The 20747-nt window shown below is 70.4% G+C and carries 16 protein-coding genes; 10 read left to right on the top strand and 6 right to left on the bottom strand.

Going from position 1 to position 20747, the window contains the following annotated elements; genetic code table 11:
- The first annotated feature begins 47 nt into the window (after window positions 1-47).
- The 4 genes from ACWFRU_RS19960 to ACWFRU_RS19945 are packed head-to-tail and all read left to right on the top strand — an operon-like array spanning window position 48 to window position 4109.
- On the top strand, window positions 48-1112 hold the full coding sequence (locus ACWFRU_RS19960) for an ABC transporter substrate-binding protein (RefSeq protein ID WP_453688687.1): 1065 nt from the start codon (window positions 48-50) through the stop codon (window positions 1110-1112).
- Window positions 1109-1975: an ABC transporter permease gene (locus ACWFRU_RS19955; RefSeq protein ID WP_453688685.1), complete on the top strand. Its 867-nt coding sequence runs from the start codon at window positions 1109-1111 to the stop codon at window positions 1973-1975. The genes ACWFRU_RS19960 and ACWFRU_RS19955 overlap by 4 nt, the downstream gene beginning before the upstream one ends.
- Window positions 1951-2766, top strand: coding sequence for an ABC transporter ATP-binding protein (locus ACWFRU_RS19950; RefSeq protein WP_453688683.1), 816 nt, complete (start codon window positions 1951-1953; stop codon window positions 2764-2766). The genes ACWFRU_RS19955 and ACWFRU_RS19950 overlap by 25 nt, the downstream gene beginning before the upstream one ends.
- Window positions 2763-4109, top strand: a complete 1347-nt coding sequence (locus ACWFRU_RS19945) for an LLM class flavin-dependent oxidoreductase (RefSeq protein ID WP_453688681.1) — start codon at window positions 2763-2765, stop codon at window positions 4107-4109. Before ACWFRU_RS19950 ends, ACWFRU_RS19945 begins: the two co-directional genes overlap by 4 nt.
- Here ACWFRU_RS19945 and ACWFRU_RS19940 read toward each other — a convergent pair.
- Window positions 4106-5167: an ATP-dependent DNA ligase gene (locus ACWFRU_RS19940; protein ID WP_453688679.1), complete on the bottom strand. Its 1062-nt coding sequence runs from the start codon at window positions 5165-5167 to the stop codon at window positions 4106-4108. The genes ACWFRU_RS19945 and ACWFRU_RS19940 overlap by 4 nt on opposite strands.
- Window positions 5168-5240: 73 nt before the next feature.
- Between ACWFRU_RS19940 and ligD the strand changes: the two genes are divergently transcribed.
- A complete protein-coding gene (ligD, locus tag ACWFRU_RS19935) occupies window positions 5241-6254 on the top strand; it encodes a non-homologous end-joining DNA ligase (RefSeq protein ID WP_453688677.1) in 1014 nt (337 codons plus the stop codon).
- Window positions 6255-6273: 19 nt separating this feature from the next.
- Here the strand turns inward: ligD and ACWFRU_RS19930 are convergent, their stop codons facing one another.
- The 3 genes from ACWFRU_RS19930 to ACWFRU_RS19920 all read right to left on the bottom strand — a co-directional run bounded on the left by ACWFRU_RS19930 (window position 6274) and on the right by ACWFRU_RS19920 (window position 13228).
- Window positions 6274-8364 (bottom strand): HEAT repeat domain-containing protein, encoded by a 2091-nt coding sequence (locus tag ACWFRU_RS19930; RefSeq protein WP_453688676.1) that lies wholly within the window; start codon window positions 8362-8364, stop codon window positions 6274-6276.
- A gap of 116 nt (window positions 8365-8480) precedes the next feature.
- On the bottom strand, window positions 8481-10682 hold the full coding sequence (locus tag ACWFRU_RS19925; RefSeq protein ID WP_453688898.1) for an OmpL47-type beta-barrel domain-containing protein: 2202 nt from the start codon (window positions 10680-10682) through the stop codon (window positions 8481-8483).
- Window positions 10682-13228, bottom strand: coding sequence for a ThuA domain-containing protein (locus tag ACWFRU_RS19920; RefSeq protein ID WP_453688674.1), 2547 nt, complete (start codon window positions 13226-13228; stop codon window positions 10682-10684). The genes ACWFRU_RS19925 and ACWFRU_RS19920 overlap by 1 nt, the downstream gene beginning before the upstream one ends.
- 199 nt (window positions 13229-13427) lie before the next feature.
- Here ACWFRU_RS19920 and ACWFRU_RS19915 point away from each other — a divergent pair, with 199 nt between their 5' ends.
- Window positions 13428-14468 carry a multicopper oxidase domain-containing protein gene (locus ACWFRU_RS19915; protein ID WP_453688672.1) on the top strand — a complete coding sequence of 347 codons (1041 nt, stop codon included), beginning with the start codon at window positions 13428-13430 and terminating at the stop codon, window positions 14466-14468.
- A 27-nt stretch (window positions 14469-14495) separates the two neighbouring features.
- Here the strand turns inward: ACWFRU_RS19915 and ACWFRU_RS19910 are convergent, their stop codons facing one another.
- Window positions 14496-15464: a hypothetical protein gene (locus ACWFRU_RS19910; protein WP_453688670.1), complete on the bottom strand. Its 969-nt coding sequence runs from the start codon at window positions 15462-15464 to the stop codon at window positions 14496-14498.
- Window positions 15465-15614: 150 nt separating this feature from the next.
- On the opposite strand from ACWFRU_RS19910, the gene ACWFRU_RS19905 reads away from it, so the two are divergent.
- From ACWFRU_RS19905 to ACWFRU_RS19895, 3 genes are all read left to right on the top strand, one after another.
- Window positions 15615-17225 (top strand): GMC family oxidoreductase, encoded by a 1611-nt coding sequence (locus ACWFRU_RS19905; RefSeq protein WP_453688668.1) that lies wholly within the window; start codon window positions 15615-15617, stop codon window positions 17223-17225.
- A 143-nt stretch (window positions 17226-17368) separates the two neighbouring features.
- Entirely contained in the window at window positions 17369-18388 is a 1020-nt protein-coding gene (locus tag ACWFRU_RS19900; protein ID WP_453688666.1) for a LacI family DNA-binding transcriptional regulator, read from the top strand.
- A 268-nt stretch (window positions 18389-18656) separates the two neighbouring features.
- Window positions 18657-18905, top strand: a complete 249-nt coding sequence (locus tag ACWFRU_RS19895) for a chaplin (RefSeq protein WP_453688664.1) — start codon at window positions 18657-18659, stop codon at window positions 18903-18905.
- Window positions 18906-19013: 108 nt separating this feature from the next.
- Here the strand turns inward: ACWFRU_RS19895 and ACWFRU_RS19890 are convergent, their stop codons facing one another.
- A complete protein-coding gene (locus ACWFRU_RS19890) occupies window positions 19014-20240 on the bottom strand; it encodes a glycoside hydrolase family 64 protein (RefSeq protein WP_453688662.1) in 1227 nt (408 codons plus the stop codon).
- A 245-nt stretch (window positions 20241-20485) separates the two neighbouring features.
- Here ACWFRU_RS19890 and ACWFRU_RS19885 point away from each other — a divergent pair, with 245 nt between their 5' ends.
- Window positions 20486-20725, top strand: coding sequence for a WhiB family transcriptional regulator (locus ACWFRU_RS19885; RefSeq protein WP_453688660.1), 240 nt, complete (start codon window positions 20486-20488; stop codon window positions 20723-20725).
- Window positions 20726-20747 lie beyond the last annotated feature (22 nt).

Below are 20747 nucleotides of genomic sequence, written 5' to 3'. Positions count from 1 at the left end.
CGGCGGTCTTCCCTTGCCGTGTAGGTCCGCACTCCGGGAAAGAATTCATGCCCACACATATACGGGCGGCGCTCGGCGCTGCCCTCCTCGTCCCGTTGCTCCTGGCCGGTTGCGCAGACAACGCCACGTCCACCACGACCGTCGACGCCAAGCAGGTCTCCGCCAAGATCCCCGCGAAGGTGGATCCGGACACCACCCTCACCATCGGGGCGCCCGACACCCAGGTCGCCCTGAAACTCTCCGGACAGCTCGACAAGCTGCCCTTCAAGGTGAAATGGGCCAACATCAGCGGCGGCCCCCAGTGCTCCGAGGCATTCAGGGCGCATTCCCTCGACGTGTGCTCGGCGGCGGAAATTCCGTCCATCCACGCCCATTGGACGGGACTCGACACGAAATTGGTCGCCGCGAAATACCGGAAGGAACCGCTCGAGCACCCCGTCTACGAACTCGGCATCGCACCCGGCGCGGACATCGAAACCCTGAAAGACCTGCGCGGCAAGAAGATCGCCTACAGCCCCGGTCAGGCGCAGGGCGCCCTCGTCCTGCGCATCCTCGCCAAGGCCGGGCTCGCCAAGGACGACGTGGAACTCGTCGAGCTGCCGAGCACCGGCGACGTCTACCCCTCCGCCCTCGGCAACGGCCAGGTCGACGCGGCGCCGCTCGGCGGGGTCAACATCAAGCGCTATCCCGCGAAGTACGGCAAGGACGGCGCGAAGACGATCCAGCACGGCCTGCGGGACGACCCCGGACATCTGTGGGTGCCGACCGAGTCGGTGCGGGACCCCCAGAAGGCCGCGGCGATCAGGGAGTTCGTGAAGGCCTGGGCGCGCGCCGCCGAATGGGCCGACAAACACCCCGACGAGTGGATCGACGGCTACTACGTCAAGGACCAGGGCCTGACCCGCGCGGACGGCGAGTACCTGGTCAAGGGGGTCGGCCATCCGGACATCCCGGCCGACTGGACCGACGCCATCGCGCGCCAGCAGAAGACCGTCGACCTGCTCGCCAAGGAGACCGGCAAGGAGAGCTTCGACGCGGAGGTCCTCTTCGACCGGCGGTACGAATCGGTCGCCGCGGACGCCGTCAAGTCCGGTGCGGGGGAGGGAACATGAGTGCCGAGGCCCCCGTCCTGACCAAGGCCGCCACACACCCCGCCGCACACGCCGAGCCCGTGGCCCACGTCCGCCGCAAGCCGCGGCGCCGCAGGCTCGGCCCCGGCAGGCCCGTCCCGTACGGCTGGGCGATCGGCCCCCTGCTGCTGCTCGCCCTCTGGTCGGCGGGATCGGCCGCCGGGTTCATCGACGCCCGTAACCTCTCCGCGCCCTGGACCGTGGTGAGCACCGCCGGTGACCTGATCGCCGAGGGGCGGCTCCAGTCGAACCTCGCCACGTCCGCCGAACGCGCCGCCCTGGGGCTCCTGTTCGGCACCGCGGGCGGGCTCGCCCTGGCGGTCATCGCCGGGCTCAGCAGGATCGGCGAGGGCGTCATCGACGGCCCCGTGCAGATCAAGCGGGCCATCCCCTCGCTGGCGCTGATCCCGCTGCTCATCCTCTGGTTCGGCATCGGTGAGTCGATGAAGGTCATCACCATCGCGCTCGGCGTGTTCGTGCCCGTCTACATCCACACCCACAACGGCCTGCGGACGATCGACGGCCGCTACGCCGAACTCGCCGAGACGGTGGGCCTGTCCCGGACCGGGTTCGTGCGGCACGTCGTCCTGCCGGGAGCGCTGCCGGGCTTCCTGCTCGGCATGCGGTTCGCGGTGACCGCGGCGTGGCTCTCGCTCGTCGTGGTCGAGCAGGTCAACGCGACGAGCGGCATCGGCTACATGATGGAGCTCGCCCGCACCTACGGGCAGACCGACATCATCATCGTCGGCCTCGTCGTGTACGGCCTCCTCGGTCTCGTCTCGGACGCACTCGTACGGCTCGTGGAGAGGAAGGCGCTGTCATGGCGACGCACACTGGCGGGCTGACGGTCCGGATCGACAACCTCGTCCGGTCGTTCGGCGACCGGAAGATCCTGGACGGACTCGACCTGCGCATCGCGGCGGGGGAGTTCGTGGCGCTCCTGGGCCGCAGCGGCTCCGGGAAATCCACGCTGCTCCGGGCGCTCGCGGGACTCGACCACGAGGTCGCGGGAAGCGGCGACCTCGTGGCTCCCGGTGATGTCTCGGTGGTCTTCCAGGACGCACGGCTGCTGCCGTGGAAGCGGGTCCTGGACAACGTCGCCCTCGGCCTGACGGGCGCCGGGGCGCGGGAGCGGGCCCGCGCTGCCCTCGCCGAGGTGGGACTTGCGGGCCGGGAGGACGCCTGGCCCGCGGACCTGTCCGGCGGCGAACAACAGCGGGTCTCGCTGGCCCGCTCCCTGGTCCGCGAACCCCAACTCCTGCTCGCGGACGAGCCGTTCGGCGCCCTGGACGCGCTCACCCGCATCCGGATGCACACCTTGCTGCGGCGCCTGTGCGAGGCACACCGGCCCGCCGTGCTCCTGGTCACCCATGACGTCGACGAGGCGATCGCCCTCGCCGACCGGGTGGTCGTCCTGGACGCGGGGCGCATCGCGGCCGACGTACGGGTGGAGCTTCCCGCGCCGCGCGGACAGGGGAGCCAGGAGTACGCGGCGCTGCGGGGGCGGCTGCTGCGGCAACTGGGCGTCGATCCGGCCGAGGGCGACCCCGTACGGGCCGACGACGCCGCCCTTGAGGAGCCCGAGGAGCGGGACGACGCCGAGCGCGCCCCCAAGGAGAAGGCGGCCGTCGCATGAGCCCTCGCGAGCTGCACCTCAACCTCTTCGTCTACCCCGGCGGGCACCACGAGGCCGCCTGGCGGCACCACGCGTCCGACCCCGCGCACATCCTGGACATCGACTTCTACCAGGACCTCGCACGGCGCGCGGAGGCCGCCACCTTCGACGGGATCTTCTTCGCCGACGGCCCGGCGCTCGCCGACAACGTCCGCTACGCGAGCCGCTTCCGCCTGGAGCCCTTCACCTGGCTCTCCGCGATCGCCGCCGTCACCTCGCGGATCGGCCTCATCGCGACCGCGTCCACCACCTACAGCGAGCCCTACAACCTGGCCCGTCTCTTCGCCTCGCTCGACCATCTCAGCCGGGGGCGCGCGGGCTGGAACATCGTCACCACCGGAGCCCCGCAGGCCGCCCTCAACTTCGGCCTCGACGCGCACCCCGTGCACGCCGAACGGTACGACAGGGCACGGGAGTTCCTCGATGTCGTCACCAAGCTCTGGGACAGCTGGGAGGACGACGCGCTCGTCGCCGACCAGAAGACCGGGCTCTTCGCGGACACCGACCGCATCCACGCCATCGACCACGAGGGGCCGCGCCTCAAGGTGCGCGGCCCGCTCAACACGCCGCGCACACCACAGGGCCGTCCCGTTTACGTACAGGCGGGCTCGTCGGAGGACGGCCGCGCCTTCGCCGCCCGGTATGCGGAGGCGGTGTTCACCGCGCACCAGACCCTCCGCAACGGCCAGGACTTCTACGCCGACCTCAAGAAGCGTGCCGCGGGGCTCGGGCGCGACCCCGGCAAGGTGCTCGTCCTGCCCGGCATCAGCCCCTTCATCGGCTCCACGGAGGCCGAGGCGCGCGCCCTGCACGACGAGTACAACGAACTCACCCAGCCCGCGTACTCGTTGCAGCTCCTGCACCGCATGCTGGGGCTGCGCCTGACCGCCGAGCAACTGGACGGGCCCGTACCGCGTGAGCTCATCGAGACCGGCGGCGAACGCGGCAACGGCAGCCGCTTCCAGGTCGTCCTCGACATCATCGACCGCGAACAGCCCACCGTACGGGGCCTGTTGCACCGCCTGGCCGGAGCGCGCGGCCACCGTGTCATCGCGGGCACACCGGAGCAGGTGGCCGATCAGATCCAGGAGTGGTTCGAGCAGGGCGCCGCGGACGGGTTCAACGTCATGCCGCCAGGGCTGCCCGGCGGCTTCGACGTCTTCGCGGACGAGGTCGTGCCGATCCTGCGGGCCCGCGGCCTGTTCCGCACCGAGTACACGGGCACGACCCTGCGCGATCACTACGGCCTCGCACGTCCGGAGAGCCAGTACGCGGGCGTGGGCGCGAGCCGGTCCGCCGGTTAGCGCAGCACGTCCGCCAGGTCGTACCGGACCGGCTCCTCCAGCTGGGCGAACGTACAGCTGTCAGGGGTGCGGTCCGGTCGCCAGGTGCGAAAGCGCGCGGTGTGCCGGAAGCGCTGCCCGTTCTCCATGTGGTCGTACGCCACCTCGCAGACGCGCTCGGGGCGCAGCGGCACCCACGAGAGGTCCTTCTTGCCGGTCCAGCGGCTCGGCGCACCCGGCATCCGGGACGTCTCGTGCGCGGCCTCGTCCCCCCAGGCGGCCCAGGGGTGGTCCGCGGCCGACTCCATGCGCAGCGGTTCCAGCTCCTCCACCAGCTCGGCGCGCCGCCGCATCGAGAACGCGGCGCAGACGCCGACGTGCTGGAGGGTGCCCGCGTCGTCGTACAGGCCGAGGAGGATCGACCCGACGACGGGGCCGCTCTTGTGGAAGCGGTAGCCGGCGACCACGCAGTCCGCCGTGCGCTCATGCTTGATCTTGAACATGAGGCGTTCGTTCTGCCGGTAGCGCAGGTCGAGCGGCTTGGCGATGACACCGTCGAGGCCCGCGCCCTCGTACTGCTCGAACCACTCCTGGGCCAGCTCGGGGTCCGTGGTCGCGGGCGCGAGGTGGACGGGGGCGCTCACGCCCTCCAGGGCCCCGGTGAGGCGGCTGCGGCGGTCGGTGAGGGGAGCGTCCAGGAGGCTCTCGTCGTCCGCCGCCAGGAGGTCGAAGGCCACGAAGGACGCCGGGGTCCGCTCGGCGAGCGTGCGCACCCGGGACGCGGCCGGGTGGATGCGTTCCGTGAGCGCGTCGAAGTCGAGATGGCCGTCCCGGGCGATCACGATCTCGCCGTCCAGGACGCAGCGGTCGGGCAGCCGGTCGAGCAGGGCCTCGGCCAGCTCCGGGAAGTAGCGGGTCAGCGGCTTGCCCGTACGGCTGCCGATCTCCAGGTCGGCGCCGTCCCGGAAGACGATCGCGCGAAAGCCGTCCCACTTGGCCTCGTACTGCATGCCCGGCGGGATTCTCGCCACGGGTTTGGCGAGCATGGGCTTGACGGGGGGCATCACCGGCAGATCCATGCTCCGATTCTGGGCCCATACGTCACTTTGTGCCCGGTATGCGACTTACCTCCGTTGCGCCTAGCGTGGCCGCATGGGTGGTAAAGCGGTGGAGCTCGACGCGGGCGGGCGTACGGTGCGGCTCTCCAGTCCGGACAAGGTCGTCTTTCCGGAGCGGGGCTTCACCAAGCTGGACGTCGCCCGCTACTTCATCGCGGTCGGCGACGGGATCGTGCGTGCCCTGCGCGACCGCCCCACGACGCTCCAGCGCTTCCCGGACGGGGTCGCCGGCGAGTTCTTCTACCAAAAACGCATCCCGAAGAACCACCCCGACTGGATTCCCACGGCCACCATCGCCTTCCCCAGCGGCCGCACCGCCGAGGAGATGTGCCCCACGGAAGTCGGCGCGGTCGTCTGGGCCGCCCAGTTCAACACGCTGACCTTCCACCCCTGGCCGGTACGGCGCGGCGACACCGACCACCCCGACGAACTCCGCATCGACCTGGACCCGCAGCCCGGCACGGACTACGCCGACGCGGTCCGCGCCGCGCACGAGCTCCGCGCGATCCTGGACGAGTACGGCCTCCAGGGCTGGCCCAAGACCTCCGGCGGTCGCGGCCTGCACGTCTTCGTGCCGATCGAACCGCGGTGGGACTTCACCGGGGTGCGCCGTGCCGTGATCGCCTGTGGCCGCGAGCTGGAGCGCCGCATGCCGGACCAGGTCACCACCGCGTGGTGGAAGGAGGAGCGCGGGGAGAAGATCTTCGTCGACTACAACCAGGCCGCCCGTGACCGCACCATCGCCTCCGCCTACTCGGTGCGCCCCCGGCCGAACGCCCCCGTGTCGGCGCCGCTGCGCTGGGACGAGATCGACGACGTGGTGCCCGAGGACTTCGACATCGCCACGATGCCCGAGCGGTTCGCCGAGGTCGGCGACGTGCACGCGGACATGGAGAAGCACGCCTTCTCCCTGGACGCCCTCCTCGAACTCGCCGCCCGGGACGAGCGCGAGCACGGCCGCGGCGACCTGCCCTATCCGCCGGAGTACCCGAAGATGCCGGGCGAACCGAAGCGGGTCCAGCCGAGCCGGGCGAAGCACGAGGAGTAGCGGCCTGAGGAGCAGCGGCCTACGGCTCCAGCGCGGCCACCAGGCTCCGGCAGTCGCGCAGCAAGGCCTCGTCACTCGCGACGTCGTAGCGCATGTTGCCCTCCGCCCCGTAGTTGTTGTGCCGCCGTGTCGACGCGAGTTCGCGGCGGAGCAGGGGGAGGGCGGGGGCTGCCGCCGGCCCCATCTCGAGGAGGCATGCGGCCGTCTCGGGGCGGGAGTGGGGCGCCGCCGTCCACTGGTCGAGGAGCACCGGCAGGACCTCCGCCGCGTCCGCCCGTATCTGCCAGAGGGCGATCGCGGTCTCCGTACGGAGATGCTCGCTCTGCGCCATCAGCTCGCGCAGGCCGGGAACGAGCGGCGCAGCCCCGGGGCCGAGCTTGCCGGCGATGCGCACCGCCCGGGTCCGGGCGAACGACCCGTCCGATGCGAGGGCGTCGCGCAGCACGGGCAGGACGTCCTGCGCCGCGCCGGTCACCGACCAGAGGGCGTCCGCGGCGTCCAGGCGGTGCGGAACGCTCCTGGACGCGTCGGACGCCACCTGCCGGAGCCGTGGTGCCGCCTGCGCCGCCGCACTGCCGTACCGGCCGACGGCGGTGAACGCCGCACCGTGGTGTTCGCCGTGCAGGGCGGCCATGAGCAGGGGCAGCGACGCGCGGGGTGTGAGGACCCCGAGGGCGCTGATCAGCCTGGACCGGGACTCCCCGCGCCGGACGCGGTCCGGTGCTGCCAGACGCTCGTGCAGGACGGGCGCGAGACGGGCCCCGGCCGCCGGACCGATCGCCTCGACCCAGCGGTCCAGATACTCCGGCACGTACCCGTCGCTCTCGAGGACCGCCGCCAGATAGGGCACCGCCCGCGCGTCCCCCTGAAGGGCCAGCGCCTTGAGGGCGCGGCCGAACAGCGAATCATCCCAGTCGGCTGCTTCCCAGTCGTCCTCCCATTCGACGAGGCACACCTCCAGGATGTCCGCCACCACATGGGCGACCGGGTGCACCCACGCCAGTTCGTTCAGCGCGTTCCGGGACAACGTCTCGTCGTGCTCGATCAGTTGCCGGGCGAGCAGCGCCACCGCCAGGTCGTTCGGCGCGCGCCAGCCCGTCAGGAGCAGTCCGCACTCCTCGACCGCGGCCAGGCGCTGCCCCCGGTCAGAGGTCTGCAACTGAGCGTGGAGCAGCCCGAACCGCTCCTCCGTCCGGTCGGCCAGGGCGATGTGCAGGTCCCTGAGCAGATCGTCGGCCAGGTGCGCGTCGATGCTTGCCCGGTGGGCGGCCTCCAGGTCGCGCAGGTAGGACAGCATCGTGTCCGTCCGCGGCCTCTCCGGAGTGTTCTCCTGGTCCTCCGCCGCCGCGGGCCCTTCCTCGTGCGCGATCCGCATCACCTCGACGGCGATGTCCACGGTGTCCTCGGGGAGCAGGTCCGGTGTGCACCTCGCCAGTTGCGCCAGCACGGTCAGCCGCAGCTCCGGATCCCCGTCGCCCGCGGCGAGGACCTCCGCGAGGAGCCGGCCCGCCTCGTCCCGCAGCTCCGCGCGGCGCACATCGAGCACGCCGACCGCCATCGCCAGGGAACGTACGGCCTCGCCGTCCCGCTCCACCGGAAGGCGGTCGCGCAGGGCGGTGAACACGCGCGCGGGGTCGGGGTGCAGGTGGGCCAGGGCGCCCGGGGCAGCCGCGCGCAACTCCGGGTCGTCGTCGGTGAGATGGTCCAGGAACACGTCGGCCTGGCCCCGGACCAGCGCCGCGGCGTCGACGAAGTTCGCCACCCACGCCGCGTCCTCCTCCTCGTCCTCGAAGAGCCCGCCGATCTCGTCCGGGTCGGGCTCCTCCTCGCCCGCGATGCCACGCAGCAGACCGACGATCGCGCCCCGGTCCCGGACCGAGGCGTCGGCGAGGAGGCCGAAGAGGAAGGGGACGCAGGCGACCGTCGAGTCGTACACATCGCCCTGGTGGTGCACCGCCCCGTACATCCCGTCCAGCGCCTGCTCACGCTCGGCCGGGTCGGCGGAGGCGAGCCCGCGCAGCAGGTCCGGCACGTCCGACGCGTCGCCGTACGCGTGGTTCATCGACGCCCAGTCGACGTCCTCGATCCCCGTGAGCGTTCCTGCGGCCATGGCGGTTCCCCCGTGCCTCGATCCCGTTGATCAGAAGCATGCCGCACGCCACTGACAACGGCCCCCGCGCCCCTGGCCGGGTTGCGGGGGCCGAAGCCGTAACCGGAGGCCGGCGCCTACAGCTCCTTGATCCTGATGTCCCGGTACGAGATCACATCGGTGACCCCGTGCACCTGGAGCCCTACATAGCCGGACGAGTAACGCCGTCCGTCCGTGCCCGGGTCGTCGCCACGCGGCGGCGTGAAGACCTGGCCGCCCGTGTTGTCGAACTCGTTGATCAGGACGCCGTTGCGGTAGATCGAGTAGTGCTGGTCCACCACCTTGATCTCGTAGTCGTTCCACGTGCCCTTCGGGGTGACGCCGGCGCCGCCGAGACCCACCCGGTCGAAGCCGTAGATCGACCCCGTCTTGTACATGTCGCCGTCAGGCCGGTCGAGCATCTGCACCTCGTGCCCGTACTTGATGGCGACCCACTCCGGACGGGACTCCTCCGGGTGGTCGTGGACCTGCGGGAAGCGCACGAAGGCGCCGCCGTTGGCGTTGCCGTTGCCCGGCGCGTCGTCCCGCCACTGCAGCTTCAGCGAGAAGTCGCCGTACTTGCGCTCGGGGAACCACAGCATGCCCATGCCCTGGACGGTGGTGCTGCTGGTGATCGAACCGTCGGCGTTCAGGCCGAACTTGCCGCCACCGACCTGCTCCCACTTGTCCAGGGATTCCTGGGTGCCGTCGAAGATCTTGCGGTAGCCCTCGGTCTGGCCCGGCTTGCCGATACCGGACTGCTTGGCGGCCTTGTTGATCTTGTTGTACTCGCGCTGGTCGATCTCACCGGCCTTCAGGAGCTTGTCCGTGACGCTCTTGACGTGCTTCAGGAAGAGCGCGTGGGACGTCCACTCCTTCTCGTCCTCGATCATCTCGTTGATGCGGCACCGATTGTTGGTGACGCGGTTGGGGATGCCCGTGTCGACCGTGCCGACAATTACCGTCAACCGCTCGTCGAACTCGGGGCAGTTGGGGGCCGGGACCCCGCCGCCCTCCGCGACGGTGAACGACACGTCCTTGGCCGCCGAGGCGTTGCCCGCCTTGTCGCCCGCGCGGTACGCCACCGTGTGCCGGCCCACGCGGTCGACGACCACCGGGTCGGCGTACGCGAGGTACGGGCCGCCGTCCAGGGAGTACTCGACCTTGTCGACACCGGAGCCGGCGTCGGTCGCGCTGACCGTGACCTTCGCCTTGCCGACGTACGCGCCGTCCGAGTTCTTGTCGCCCTCGACCTTCGCGGTGGTCTCCGGCGGCGTCTTGTCCTCGACCGGCGGCGTGACCACGGTGAACTCGACGGCTTTCTCGGCGGCCTGGTTGCCCGCCTTGTCTGACGCGCGGTAGCGGATCTTGTGCGCGCCCGCCGCGTGGACCATGACCGGCGCGGTGTAGGCCGTCCACGCGCCGCCGTCACCGACCGCGTACTCGATCTTGTTGACGCCGGAGCCGGTGTCGGACGCCGTCACGGTGACGGTCGCCATCCCGACGTACTCACCCTTGTCGTTCTTCTCTCCGGTCACCGTGGCCGAGGTCTCCGGCGGTGTCTTGTCGTCGGACGACGGCGGGACCACCGTGAAGTCGACGGATTTCTCCGCCGCCACGTTGCCCGCTTTGTCGCTCGCGCGATAGCGGATCTTGTGGGTGCCGACCTGGTCGACGACCACGGGCGCCGTGTAGGGCTGCCAGGGGCCGTCCGCCCCGACCGCGAACTCGGTCTTGTCGACGCCCGAACCCTCGTCGGTCGCCGTCACCGCGACGGTGGCGGAGCCGACGTACGCGCCGTCGGCGTTGGTCTGACCCTCCACCTTGGCCGACGTCTCGGGAGCGGTGGTGTCCTCGCCGCCGCCCTCGGTCACCACGAGGATGCCCTGCATCGAGCCGTGGCCGGGGATCGTGCAGTGGTAGCGGTACCGGCCGGGCGTCAGGGTGACCTCGGCCGTGTGCTTGCCGCCCTGGTCGTCGTTCGGGTTGGCCAGGATGTTCAGCGGCACGTCGTTGTTGTACTCGGGGTCCGAGACGTCGAACGTCAGCGTGTGCGGCATGCCGGTGGTGTTGCCGGTCGCCTCACTGTTCTCGAAGACGATCGTCGTCGCGCCCGCGACCGCCGTGGCGGGCGCGGAGAGGTACTTGTCGATGTCGTTGCCCGCGGTCCAGGTCAGGGTCTGGGCCGCCGCCCGGCCCGGGTTGTCGGGCTGGCTCGCCGCCGTGGAGGTCAGGCCGAGCACCATCAGGAGCGACGCGAGAAGCGCCGTCCAGAGTCTTCGCTTGGGTACCGCCCGCATCATCCGGCCTTCCTTGCGAGGTCCTTGGCGGCCGGTGTGGCCGCGCCGCCCGAGTAACTGACGCGCCACAGCGCCGACTTGGAGTCCGAGGTGAAGAACCCGCGGCCGTAGTCGAGGACATAGAGCGAACCGTCCGGGGCGAACTTCCAGTCCATGAGGTTCTTGATGCCGTCGTTGCCGATCGGGATGATCTTCTTCAGGGACTCGGCGTGCGTGGGCAGTCCGCCCTTGCCGACCGTCTTCGGGTCGGTCAGGACCGCGTGCCGGGGCTGGTCGGCGTCGTAGAAGTCGCCGACGAACCACTTGCCGTCCCAGTACGAGGGCCACTTGTCAGCGCTGGTGTTGGCCGCGTCGTAGCGGTAGACCGGGCCGTTCATCGTGGCCTGGCCGCCGCCCTTGAGCCATGGCAGGAGGATCTTCTGCTCCTCCGTCTTGTAGCTCGGGACGCCGTTCGCGTCGCGCGGGTAGTCGACGCCGCCGCCCTGCGGCGAGTACCAGATGTTGTTCGGCTCGGCCGGTGGGATGTTCACCAGGCCGTCGTTGTTGGGCGACTCGTTCTTGAGGTTCTTGCAGTCGTACCAGCCCAGCGGCTTCGTCGGGTCCGGCAGATTGCGGTCGCGGTAGGGCTGGTTGTTGCCCATGCAGTACGGCCAGCCGCGGTTGGAGGCGTGCGTGATGGCGGCGAACGTGTCGTACTTCGCCGGACCCCACGTCGTCGACGGCGCGCCCGCGTCCGGCCCGACCCAGCCCGCGTACAGCGTGTCCGTCTTCTTGTCGACGGAGATGCGCGCCGGGTTGCGGACGCCCATCACGTAGATCTCGCCGCGCGTCTTGCCGCCGCCCTCGTCCGGCTCCTTGCCGGTGAAGAGGTTGCCCTCCGGGAGCGTGTACGTCCCGTCGGGCTCCGGGTGGATGCGCAGGATCTTGCCGTTGAGGTTGTTGGTGTTGCCCGCCGTGCGGCGCGCGTCGGCGAAGGAGACACCCTTGAAGTTGGGCTCCGGGTTGTTGCCCGAGTATCCGTTGCTGAAGCCCGACGAGTTGTTGTCGCCGGTGGCGATGTAGAGGTTGTCCTTGGAGTCCCACGCCATGCCGCCACCCGCGTGGCAGCAACTGTGGATCTGCACGGGCCACTTGAGCAGGACCTTCTCGCTGGCGAGGTCCAACTTGTTCGTGGTCTGGTCGAGCGTGAAGCGCGAGACGTAGCGCTCGGCCATGTGCGTCTCACGGTTGATCTTCGAGTGGGGTGTGTAGTGCAGGTACACCCAGCCGTTCTGCTCGAACTTCGGGTCGAGCTCGATGCCGAGCAGGCCCTCCTCGACCTTGATCAGCTCATCGCCGCCGCCCTTGTTGCCGAAGACCGTCAGCGCTCCGGCGAGGGTCGTCTTCTTGGTCTTGGGGTCGTAGACGTGGATCTCGCCCTTGCCCTTGCCGATGTCCGGGTTGTTCCAGTCGGTGATGACCGGCTGGGAGGAGTCGGCGCCGCCGCGGCCGATGTAGAAGACACGGCCGTCGGGCGCGGTGACCAGGCCGTGCGGCTCGCCGATCTGGTCGTTCTGGCCCGGCTGGTTGGGCTGGGTCAGGCGCGACGCCTTGTAGTTGGCGGTGATGGTCGACTTGCAGTCGGCACGCGCGATGCGGCTCGTCCACAGCAGGGCGCCGCGCAGATGCTGACGGAAGTCCGTCTCGTCGTACGAGGCCGCCGTGCCGCCCATTCCGGTGTAGAAGGAGCGTCCGCCGTCGTAGTCACGGCACCAGGAGACCGGGTGGTCGGCGCCGTTCTTGCTCTCGCCCGGCTGGTAGGTGGACTCCCGCACGCGGGCCACGGTGTGGACCTCGCCGGTCGGGTTCTTGGTCCAGTTCAGCCACCGGTCGGGGCGCTTCCACTCCAGGGGCAGGTCCTTGGTGGCCGGATTCTCCCGGTCGCCGACCTCGACGGTGGCGCGCTGCACGTTCGTCGGGCTGGAGTCCGCCGGGCGTGCGCCGATCAGGCCGGTGAACCAGGACGAGTACGGCTCGGCGCGGGCCGCGTCATGGAGGCCGACGAAGCCGCCGCCGGCCTCCATGTAGGCCTCAAGGCCCGCTTCCTGCTCGGGGTCGAGGACGTCGCCGCCGCCGGTCAGGAAGGCGATCGCGTTGAACTTGCCGAGCTTGGCCTCGTTCGTGAAGACCGCCGGGTCGTCCGTCGCCTCGATCTTGAACCGCTGGGCGGCCGGACCGGACTGGCCGATCTTCTCGATGGCCTCGATGCCGGCGTTCACGACCGGTGACTCGTCGCCGCCCGCCGCCGAACCGTGGAAGACGAGGACGCGCACGTTCGCCTGGCCGGGCGGCGAGGGCAGGGACATCGTTGTCAACGGTGGCTCGGGATAGGGCCGCGCGGTGGCGGCCTGCGTGGAGAGCGCCCCGGTGACCATGACCCCGGAGATCAGGGCGGCGGCCCAGGCACGGCGTGAGCGGCTCCGGTTCCGGTCGTGGCGGTTCGGTCTGCGTCTGGCTCTGCTCAACCCTCGTACAGCCAAGGGCTCTTGATGCGGTGTGAGCCGCATGAGTACACCCACCCCTCGTCGGTCACAGCAACAGGCGCGGATGAAGCTAGACCTCTTTTTGCCACTCGCCAATAGGTACGGACGGAATACCGCGAACTTTGTCCTGCGTGTGGATAAACGGAGATCCCCCCGATACCGTGTGGCCGTCCCGGGGCCACCTTCGCCCCGTCAGTCTCCGTACCGCAGTGGGGAGTTCGGCATGGACCGACGCAGCTTCAACCGGCGGATGCTCGTGGGTGGGGCGGTTGCGACGGCCGGGGTGACATCGTTGTCGCTGGCCACCGCGCCCGAGGCGAGCACGGCCGAGGGGCCCAAGACCGCCCCCGCGGGCGGCGAGGTGCGCCGCATCAAGATGTACGCCGAGAAGCTGCCGGACGGGCAGATGGGCTACGGCCTGGAGAAGGGCAAGGCGTCCATCCCCGGCCCGCTCATCGAGCTGAACGAGGGCGACACGCTGCACATCGAGTTCGAGAACCTCATGGACGTCGACGCCAGCCTGCACGTGCACGGCATGGACTACGAGATCTCCAGCGACGGCACCAGACACACCAAGAGCCACGTCGAGCCGGGCGGCAAGCGCACGTACACCTGGCGCACCCACGCCCCGGGCCGCCGCAAGGACGGCACCTGGCGGCCCGGGACAGCGGGTTACTGGCACTACCACGACCACGTCGTCGGCACCGATCACGGGACGGGCGGCGTGCGCAAGGGGCTCTACGGCGCGCTGGTCGTGCGCCGCAAGGGCGACCTGCTGCCGGACAAGACGTTCACGATCGTCTTCAACGACATGACGATCAACAACAAGGCCGGGCACGACAGCCCCAACTTCGAGGCCACCGTGGGTGATCGGATCGAGTTCATCTCGATCACGCACGGCGAGTACTACCACACGTTCCACGTCCACGGTCACCGCTGGGCGGACAACCGCACGGGCCTCCTGACCGGCCCCGACGACCCGAGCCAGGTCCTCGATGACAAGATCACCGGGCCGGGTGACTCCTTCGGCTTCCAGGTCATCGCGGGGGAGGGGGTGGGCGCGGGCGCCTGGATGTACCACTGCCATGTGCAGAGCCACTCCGACATGGGGATGGCCGGGTACTTCTTGGTGAAGAAGGCGGACGGCACCATCCCGGACTACGAGCCGCACCACGCTTCGGCCGCGAAGAAGTCCGGCAAGTCGGCCGGCTCCAGTGATTCCGGCGAGGCCGAGTCGGGTGCGTCAGGGCACGATCACGGCTAGAGGTCGCACTCGCCCGGCGACGGCGCGTCACACGGCGAGCGTGCTGATGTCGAGGACGGTCCACGTCGTGAACGGCTCCTCCTGTACGTAGATCCGCGGGCCACGGCTGACGGTCCTGCGCTGCCCGAGCCGGTTTCCGTCGGGTCCGACGAGCCGTCCGGAGGCGTACGGCCGCACCTCCTCGTGCCGCAGTTCGGCGTGCACGAGCCGGTCATGCGCGTCGTCGTACCCGCCGAAGAAGGTCACCTGGCCCTTGCGTACGGCCAGCGCGTTGGCCCCCGCCACGTCGTTCGCGCGCTGCCGGACCGCACGGCCCTCGCGGACCTCCAAGAGGGAGAAGTCGCTGTAGGCGCAGACCCAGACGGCTTCGTCGGTCACGTTGAGGGCGTAGCAGTCGTAGATCTCGCTCGTGCCCTTCGACGCCTCGTACACCCACAGGGGCTCGCCCTGCGCACTCCAGCAGCGCAGGCCCGGTTGGCTGAGCTCGTCGTCCCCGAAGACCCCTTCGTCGAAGTAGCCGACCCACAGCCGCCCGGCGCGATCTGCCATGAGGTCCTCGATGCCGTCCCCGACGCGGAAGGCCCAGGACTCCCTCCCGAGCGGGTCGAAGATCTGCACGTGCTGCTCGGATCTGCGGCTGCGCGCGTCCGCCACGACGAAACCGCCGTCGGGCAGCGCGTCGACCTGCGGAAAGCGTGCCCGCACGGCGCTGAGCTCCGTGGCGTGGTCCCGGCCGTCGGTGTCGACGGTGACGACCACCGCGTCGTACGGCTTCATCGCGCCACGTCCGGAACCCGGCTCGCGCGCGGTGAGCAGCCAGTGGGCCTGTCCGAAGGCGTCGACGGTGCTGTGCGCGACGTGGCGGTCGTGAAAGCGGCGGGGCAGCCGCGCGTACAGGGTGAGCGGTGTCTCTTGGGCGCCGGGCCCGGAGGTGGCCCGGATGGGCTGAGCGGCCGGTCGCGTGCCGTGCTCGGCGTCGCCCTTTCTGTTCGTCATGTGGAGATCGTGTAGGACAGGCCGATCCTGGCGCCATCCCTTTACCCACAGGTCCACGTTGGGTGTACTCCTTGTACGCGTCATCCATGCGCAGCACCCGTACGTCCCCTGTGCGCATCCCTCCGTGAACTGCCATTCAAGGGAGTCGAGTTGAGCAAGGACAGCGTGTACGACTACGTCATCGTCGGTGCCGGTTCCGCGGGATGCGTCCTTGCCGCGCGGCTCTCCGAGGACCCCGCGGTGCGGGTGGCGCTCGTCGAGTCGGGGCCACGCGACCGTAAGCCCGAGATCCGCATCCCGGCGGCTTTCCCGAAGCTGTTCAAGTCGCCCTACGACTGGGACTACTGCACGGTGAAACAGTCCGCGCTCGACGGCCGCGAGCTGTACTGGCCCCGTGGCCACACGCTGGGCGGCTCGTCCTCGATGAACGCCATGATGTGGGTGCGCGGCCACCGCGACGACTACGACGCCTGGGGGGAGGCGGCGGGGCCGGAGTGGTCGTACGACGCGTTTGAACCGTACTTCCGGCGCGCGGAGCGGTGGACGGGCGAGGTGGGTGGCTCGGGCGGGGCGAGCGGCTCCGGCGGCGTGTACGGCAGTGACGGGCCGCTCTGGATCTCGCCGCCGCGCGCCCTCAACCCGACCACCCGCGCGTTCCTCGACGCCTGCCGCGACGCGGGCCTGCGCGAGCTGACGGAGCTGAACGAGCCGGACCACAGCGGCTTCGCGCTCACCCCGGTCAACCAGCGCCGCGGGCGCCGGTGGAGCGCCGCCGACGGCTATCTGAAACCGGCCAGGCGACGGCGCAACCTGGACGTCCTGACCGAAGCGCGGGTCCGCAGGCTGGAGTTCGACGGGACGCGCGTGGCCGGGGTCATCGCCGACGGAGTCCCCGGCAAGCTGATCGCCCGCCGCGAGGTGCTCCTCTGCGCGGGCGCCATCGGCTCCCCGCAGCTCCTCCATGCCTCCGGCGTCGGCGACCCGGACGACCTCGCGAAGGCCGGCATCGAACCGCGCATCGAGTGCCGTGGCGTGGGCCGCAACCTCCAGGACCATCTCGCCTACGCGGTCACCATGCGCTGCCCGGAGCCCGTCACGCTGACCGGCGCGGACTCCCTCGCCAATGTCGGCCGCTTCCTGCTCGGCGGGCGTGGCCCGCTCACGTCGAACGTCGGCGAGGCCGTCGCCTTCATCAAGACGCGGCCGGAACTGGCCGCCCCCGACATCGAGTTGGTCTACGCACCCGTCCCCTTCGTGCACCACGGCCTGACCCCGCCCACCGAACACGGCATCACGATCGGCGTGGTGCTGCTCCAGCCGGAGAGCGAGGGGCGGATCACGCCGAGGGGGCCGGGCGTCGGCTCCGCGCCGCTCATCGACCCCGGGTATCTGACGGCCGAGGCCGACATCCGTACGCTCGTCGCCGGGGTGCGCCGCGCCGAGGAGTTGCTCTCGGGGCCTGCCCTCGGCCCGTACACATCGGGGCCGCTGGCGCCGCATCCGGGCACGGTCGACGACGCGACGCTCGCCCGGACGATCCGCGGGGCCTCCGAGACCCTCTACCACCCGGTGGGCACCTGCCGGATGGGCCTCGACGACGCCTCCGTCACCGATCCGGCGCTGCGGGTGCGGGGAACGTCGGCGCTGCGGGTCGTGGACGCCTCCGTCATGCCGCGGATCACGCGCGGCCACACGCACGCCCCCACGGTGGCGCTCGCGGAGAAGGCGGCCGAGCTGATCAGGGCGGACGCGCGCGGGTGAAAAGATCGGGTGAAGAGGGCGGGTAAAGAAGGCGGGTGAAAAGGGTGGGTGACAAAGGCGGGGGTCAGGGGGATGTCCCCCCGCCCCGCCCACCGGTCGTATCCTGACCGGCGCACCAGCCAGCCGCCCCCGAGGAGCCCCACGTGACCGAGCCGCCGAGCGCCGCCCCGCGCCCCACCCTGGAGGCCGTGGCCGCCCGAGCCGGGGTCTCGCGGGCCACGGTGTCCCGTGTCGTCAACGGCGACACGGGTGTACGTGAGGTGCTGGCCGCAAAGGTCAGGGTGGCTGTCGACGAGCTCGGCTACGTCCCGAACCGCGCCGCCCGCAGTCTGGTGACCCGTCGGCATGACGCGGTCGCCGTGGTGATCGCGGAGCCGGAGACCCGGGTCTTCGCCGACCCCTTCTTCGCGCTTCAACTGCGGGGCATTAGCAAGGAGTTGACGTCCCGCGACGTCCAGCTGGTGCTGCTGCTCACGGAGGGGCGGGACGATCACGAGCGGGTCGGCCGCTACCTGGCCGGCGGCCATGTGGACGGCGCCCTCGTCTTCTCCCTGCACCTGGACGATCCGCTGCCCGGCATCATCCAGGGCGCGGGGGTGCCGACGGTCTTCGGCGGCCGGCCCGGGTGGCCGGACGGGACGGTGACGACTCCGTACGTCGACTGCGACAACCGCGGCGGGGCGAGGGACGCGGTCCGCCACCTCCTCTCGCTGGGGCGCACGCGGATCGCGCACATCAGCGGCGCGCTCGACCAGACGTCGGCCGTGGACCGCCTCGACGGCTTCCGTGACGTGCTTCCGGAGGCGGGGGAGAGGTTCGTCGCGCACGGCGACTTCACCCCGGCGGGCGGCGAGCGGGCGATGCGCGAGCTCCTGGACCGCGTCCCCGACGTGGACGCGGTCTTCGCCGCCAACGACCTGATGGCGTCGGGCGCGCTTCGGGTGCTCCGGGAGCGGGGGAAGCGGGTGCCGGAGGACGTCGCGGTGGTGGGCTTCGACGACATGCTGGCGGTGGCCGAGCAGGTGGACCCGCCGCTGACGACGGTACGCCAGGACATCGAGGAGATGGGCCGCCTCATGGCCCGAATGCTCCTGTCACGCGACGACCTCCCCCCGGAGAGCGTGGTCCTCCCGACGAAACTGGTACGCCGGGCCTCGGCGTAGAACCGGAACGCGCACCACCCACCGGTTTCCGTACCTACCCTGCCTCGACCCGACCTGCTCATCCGTGCCGCTCGGCCGCGAGCCACGACCGCGACGCCACCGGCAGCCCGCGCCCACGGAGCCGCCGCCCCGCCGTTCCGAGGCCCAGGACCGGCCCCCGTCCCACGAACGGGTGCCCTCGTTCCCCCGCACGGTCCACTCGTGTTTTTGTCTCACCGTGGCCGGGTGAGGCTCGGTTCAGCACTTCCCCTCATCCGGAGGTAACACCATGCGCAAGTGCGCGATCCTGGCAGCAGCGGCCTTCGCCGCGGTCACCGTCATCGGCGGTGCCGGTTCGGCCGCCGCCACCGCCGACCCCGGCCCCGGTGCGTACGCCGAGGGCACGGCCAAGAACTCGCCGGGCGTCATCAGCGGCAACGTCATCCAGGTTCCCGTCGACATCCCGGTCAACGCGTGCGGCAACTCGCTGAACGTCGTCGGTCTTCTGAACCCGGCAGCCGGCAACCACTGCAAGTAGGTCTCCGGACCGGCGGGCGATCCCTGCCGGACGGCACGCCGCCCCGTCGCGACCAGTGCGCGACGGGGCGGTGCACGTGTGGGGGGTGTGCCGGTGCGGGAGCCGGTGTCAGGAGCCGACGCTCACCGTGAACCGTCGCGGGTTGCCGTCGTGCGCCGCCCCGGACACATCCGGCTCACCGTCCGGCCGGACGTCGTCGTACGGGAACGCGTAACCGATGGGCGAGTTCGCGTGCACCACTCGGGCCCAGTGGTTGGTCACGTCACCCTTGTAGTAGTCCCCCGCGCCGGCCCCGTTCGGCTGCTCCGCGTGCGACAGCATGATGCTGCGGTTGAAGCCCGCCGCGAGCCGCGCGAGCAGGCCCTTCTTGTCGTCGGAGTCCCCGGGGTTGTTGGTGAACGGCCCGTGGTTGCAGGTGAAGATGTCCTTCGACGTCGGCTTCGGGAACGTGTGCCCGCCGTTGAACGTCAGCGTGTCGCCGCTCACGCGGCCCGTGAACACGCCCCGGCCGCCCTGGAGGTCGATCTTCAGGTCGGTGCTCCGGTACTTCTCCCACGCCTCGTCGATGTAGCTGTTCCACACGTCCCGGAACGGCATCTCGTCCGGGCGGTCGAAGTACGGGGCCATGAGGTTCTGCGGCGAGATGACCCGGAGCACCTTGTCGCCGTCGCCGCGGATCACCAGATCGCCCCACGGCTGCCCGTCCTTCTCGCCCTGGGCCACGAGGTCGGCGGCTATTTTGTCGACGGCGCCGTCCGGCAGCGGGGCCACCGTGTGCGTACCGTCGCCCTCCAGGGTCAGGCCGATGGGCAGGGCCGTGACGAGGTCGACGTAGCTGATGTTGGCGTACAACTGCGAACTGTTGAAGGTGAACTCGCAGAACGACCAGGTGCGCCCGTAGTTGGCGTCCTCCTTGGTGGCGAAGGCGGGCTCGACCAGCGAAGGGCCCGGGTTCAGGAAGAAGTCCAGCTTGTCGTCCCGTACGAAGTAGACGCGTGCGCCGTACATCTGAGGAAGCGTCAGCACCTTCGGCGCCGAGCCTGCGGCGCCCAGCGGAATCGCGCAGTCGACCGGCAGCGGAGTCTCGGGGGCCGAGGGCGAGTCGGGCCGGTAGACGCCCCCGTCCGGCTTCAGCAGGACCCAGCGGTCGGTGCCCTGCTCGTGCCCGGTGACGTAGGCGTGCACCTTGCCGGGCAACGACTTGTTCTCCAGGGCGAGTTCACAGGTCGCGGGGGCTGCCTTGGCGCCGGGGCTGAGGACACTTCCCCAGACGGGATAAGTGAGGGCTCCGGCGGCTCCGACGGCAGTGGACAGGAACACTCGACGCGAAATCACGGAAGGTCTCCCGGGATGTGTGGGGGGATGTCATGCGGCCGTGTGGGGGGTGGTGGCCGTGTGGTGCACCACTGTCGCGTCGGCCCATTCAGTCGTCAAGAGTTGTGACTGAGAGCGCTCTCAGAATCTTGATTCTTTCACAAGGTGGCAGCATGCGTGCACTGTCGGTGGCGGTGTGACGGACCCGGGCCCACGTTGATCGTTCGTTGATCTCCTGTTTCGCGCGCCCTGCCAGCATCGGCGGCATGCAGATCGAGATGACAGCCGAGCCGGAACTCGCCTGGCAGGAGCAGGCCCTGTGCGCCCAGACCGGATCCGAGTTCTTCTTCCCCGAACCGGGCAGCTCGGTGCGCGAGGCCAAATACATCTGCCAGCTCTGCGAGATGCGCCCCGCGTGTCTTGAGTACGCCCTGGCCCATGACGAGCGCTTCGGCGTCTGGGGCGGCCTCTCGGAGAAGGAGCGGCTCAGCCTCAGACGCACCTGACCCACGCGCGCGCCCGGCCGCG

The organism is Streptomyces sp. NPDC055099, from assembly GCF_053607685.1.
Note: the sequence above shows the minus strand (reverse complement) of the source record. Positions and strands in the feature narration are given on the sequence as shown.

What these genes read in the sequence shown, in the direction of transcription:
- ACWFRU_RS19960 (WP_453688687.1), top strand. Translation starts at nt 48, where the DNA reads ATGCCCACACATATACGGGCGGCGCTCGGCGCTGCCCTCCTCGTCCCG.
- ACWFRU_RS19955 (WP_453688685.1), top strand. Translation starts at nt 1,109, where the DNA reads ATGAGTGCCGAGGCCCCCGTCCTGACCAAGGCCGCCACACACCCCGCC.
- ACWFRU_RS19950 (WP_453688683.1), top strand. Translation starts at nt 1,951, where the DNA reads ATGGCGACGCACACTGGCGGGCTGACGGTCCGGATCGACAACCTCGTC.
- ACWFRU_RS19945 (WP_453688681.1), top strand. Translation starts at nt 2,763, where the DNA reads ATGAGCCCTCGCGAGCTGCACCTCAACCTCTTCGTCTACCCCGGCGGG.
- ACWFRU_RS19940 (WP_453688679.1), bottom strand. Translation starts at nt 5,167, where the DNA reads ATGGATCTGCCGGTGATGCCCCCCGTCAAGCCCATGCTCGCCAAACCC.
- ligD (WP_453688677.1), top strand. Translation starts at nt 5,241, where the DNA reads ATGGGTGGTAAAGCGGTGGAGCTCGACGCGGGCGGGCGTACGGTGCGG.
- ACWFRU_RS19930 (WP_453688676.1), bottom strand. Translation starts at nt 8,364, where the DNA reads ATGGCCGCAGGAACGCTCACGGGGATCGAGGACGTCGACTGGGCGTCG.
- ACWFRU_RS19925 (WP_453688898.1), bottom strand. Translation starts at nt 10,682, where the DNA reads ATGCGGGCGGTACCCAAGCGAAGACTCTGGACGGCGCTTCTCGCGTCG.
- ACWFRU_RS19920 (WP_453688674.1), bottom strand. Translation starts at nt 13,228, where the DNA reads ATGCGGCTCACACCGCATCAAGAGCCCTTGGCTGTACGAGGGTTGAGC.
- ACWFRU_RS19915 (WP_453688672.1), top strand. Translation starts at nt 13,428, where the DNA reads ATGGACCGACGCAGCTTCAACCGGCGGATGCTCGTGGGTGGGGCGGTT.
- ACWFRU_RS19910 (WP_453688670.1), bottom strand. Translation starts at nt 15,464, where the DNA reads ATGACGAACAGAAAGGGCGACGCCGAGCACGGCACGCGACCGGCCGCT.
- ACWFRU_RS19895 (WP_453688664.1), top strand. Translation starts at nt 18,657, where the DNA reads ATGCGCAAGTGCGCGATCCTGGCAGCAGCGGCCTTCGCCGCGGTCACC.
- ACWFRU_RS19885 (WP_453688660.1), top strand. Translation starts at nt 20,486, where the DNA reads ATGCAGATCGAGATGACAGCCGAGCCGGAACTCGCCTGGCAGGAGCAG.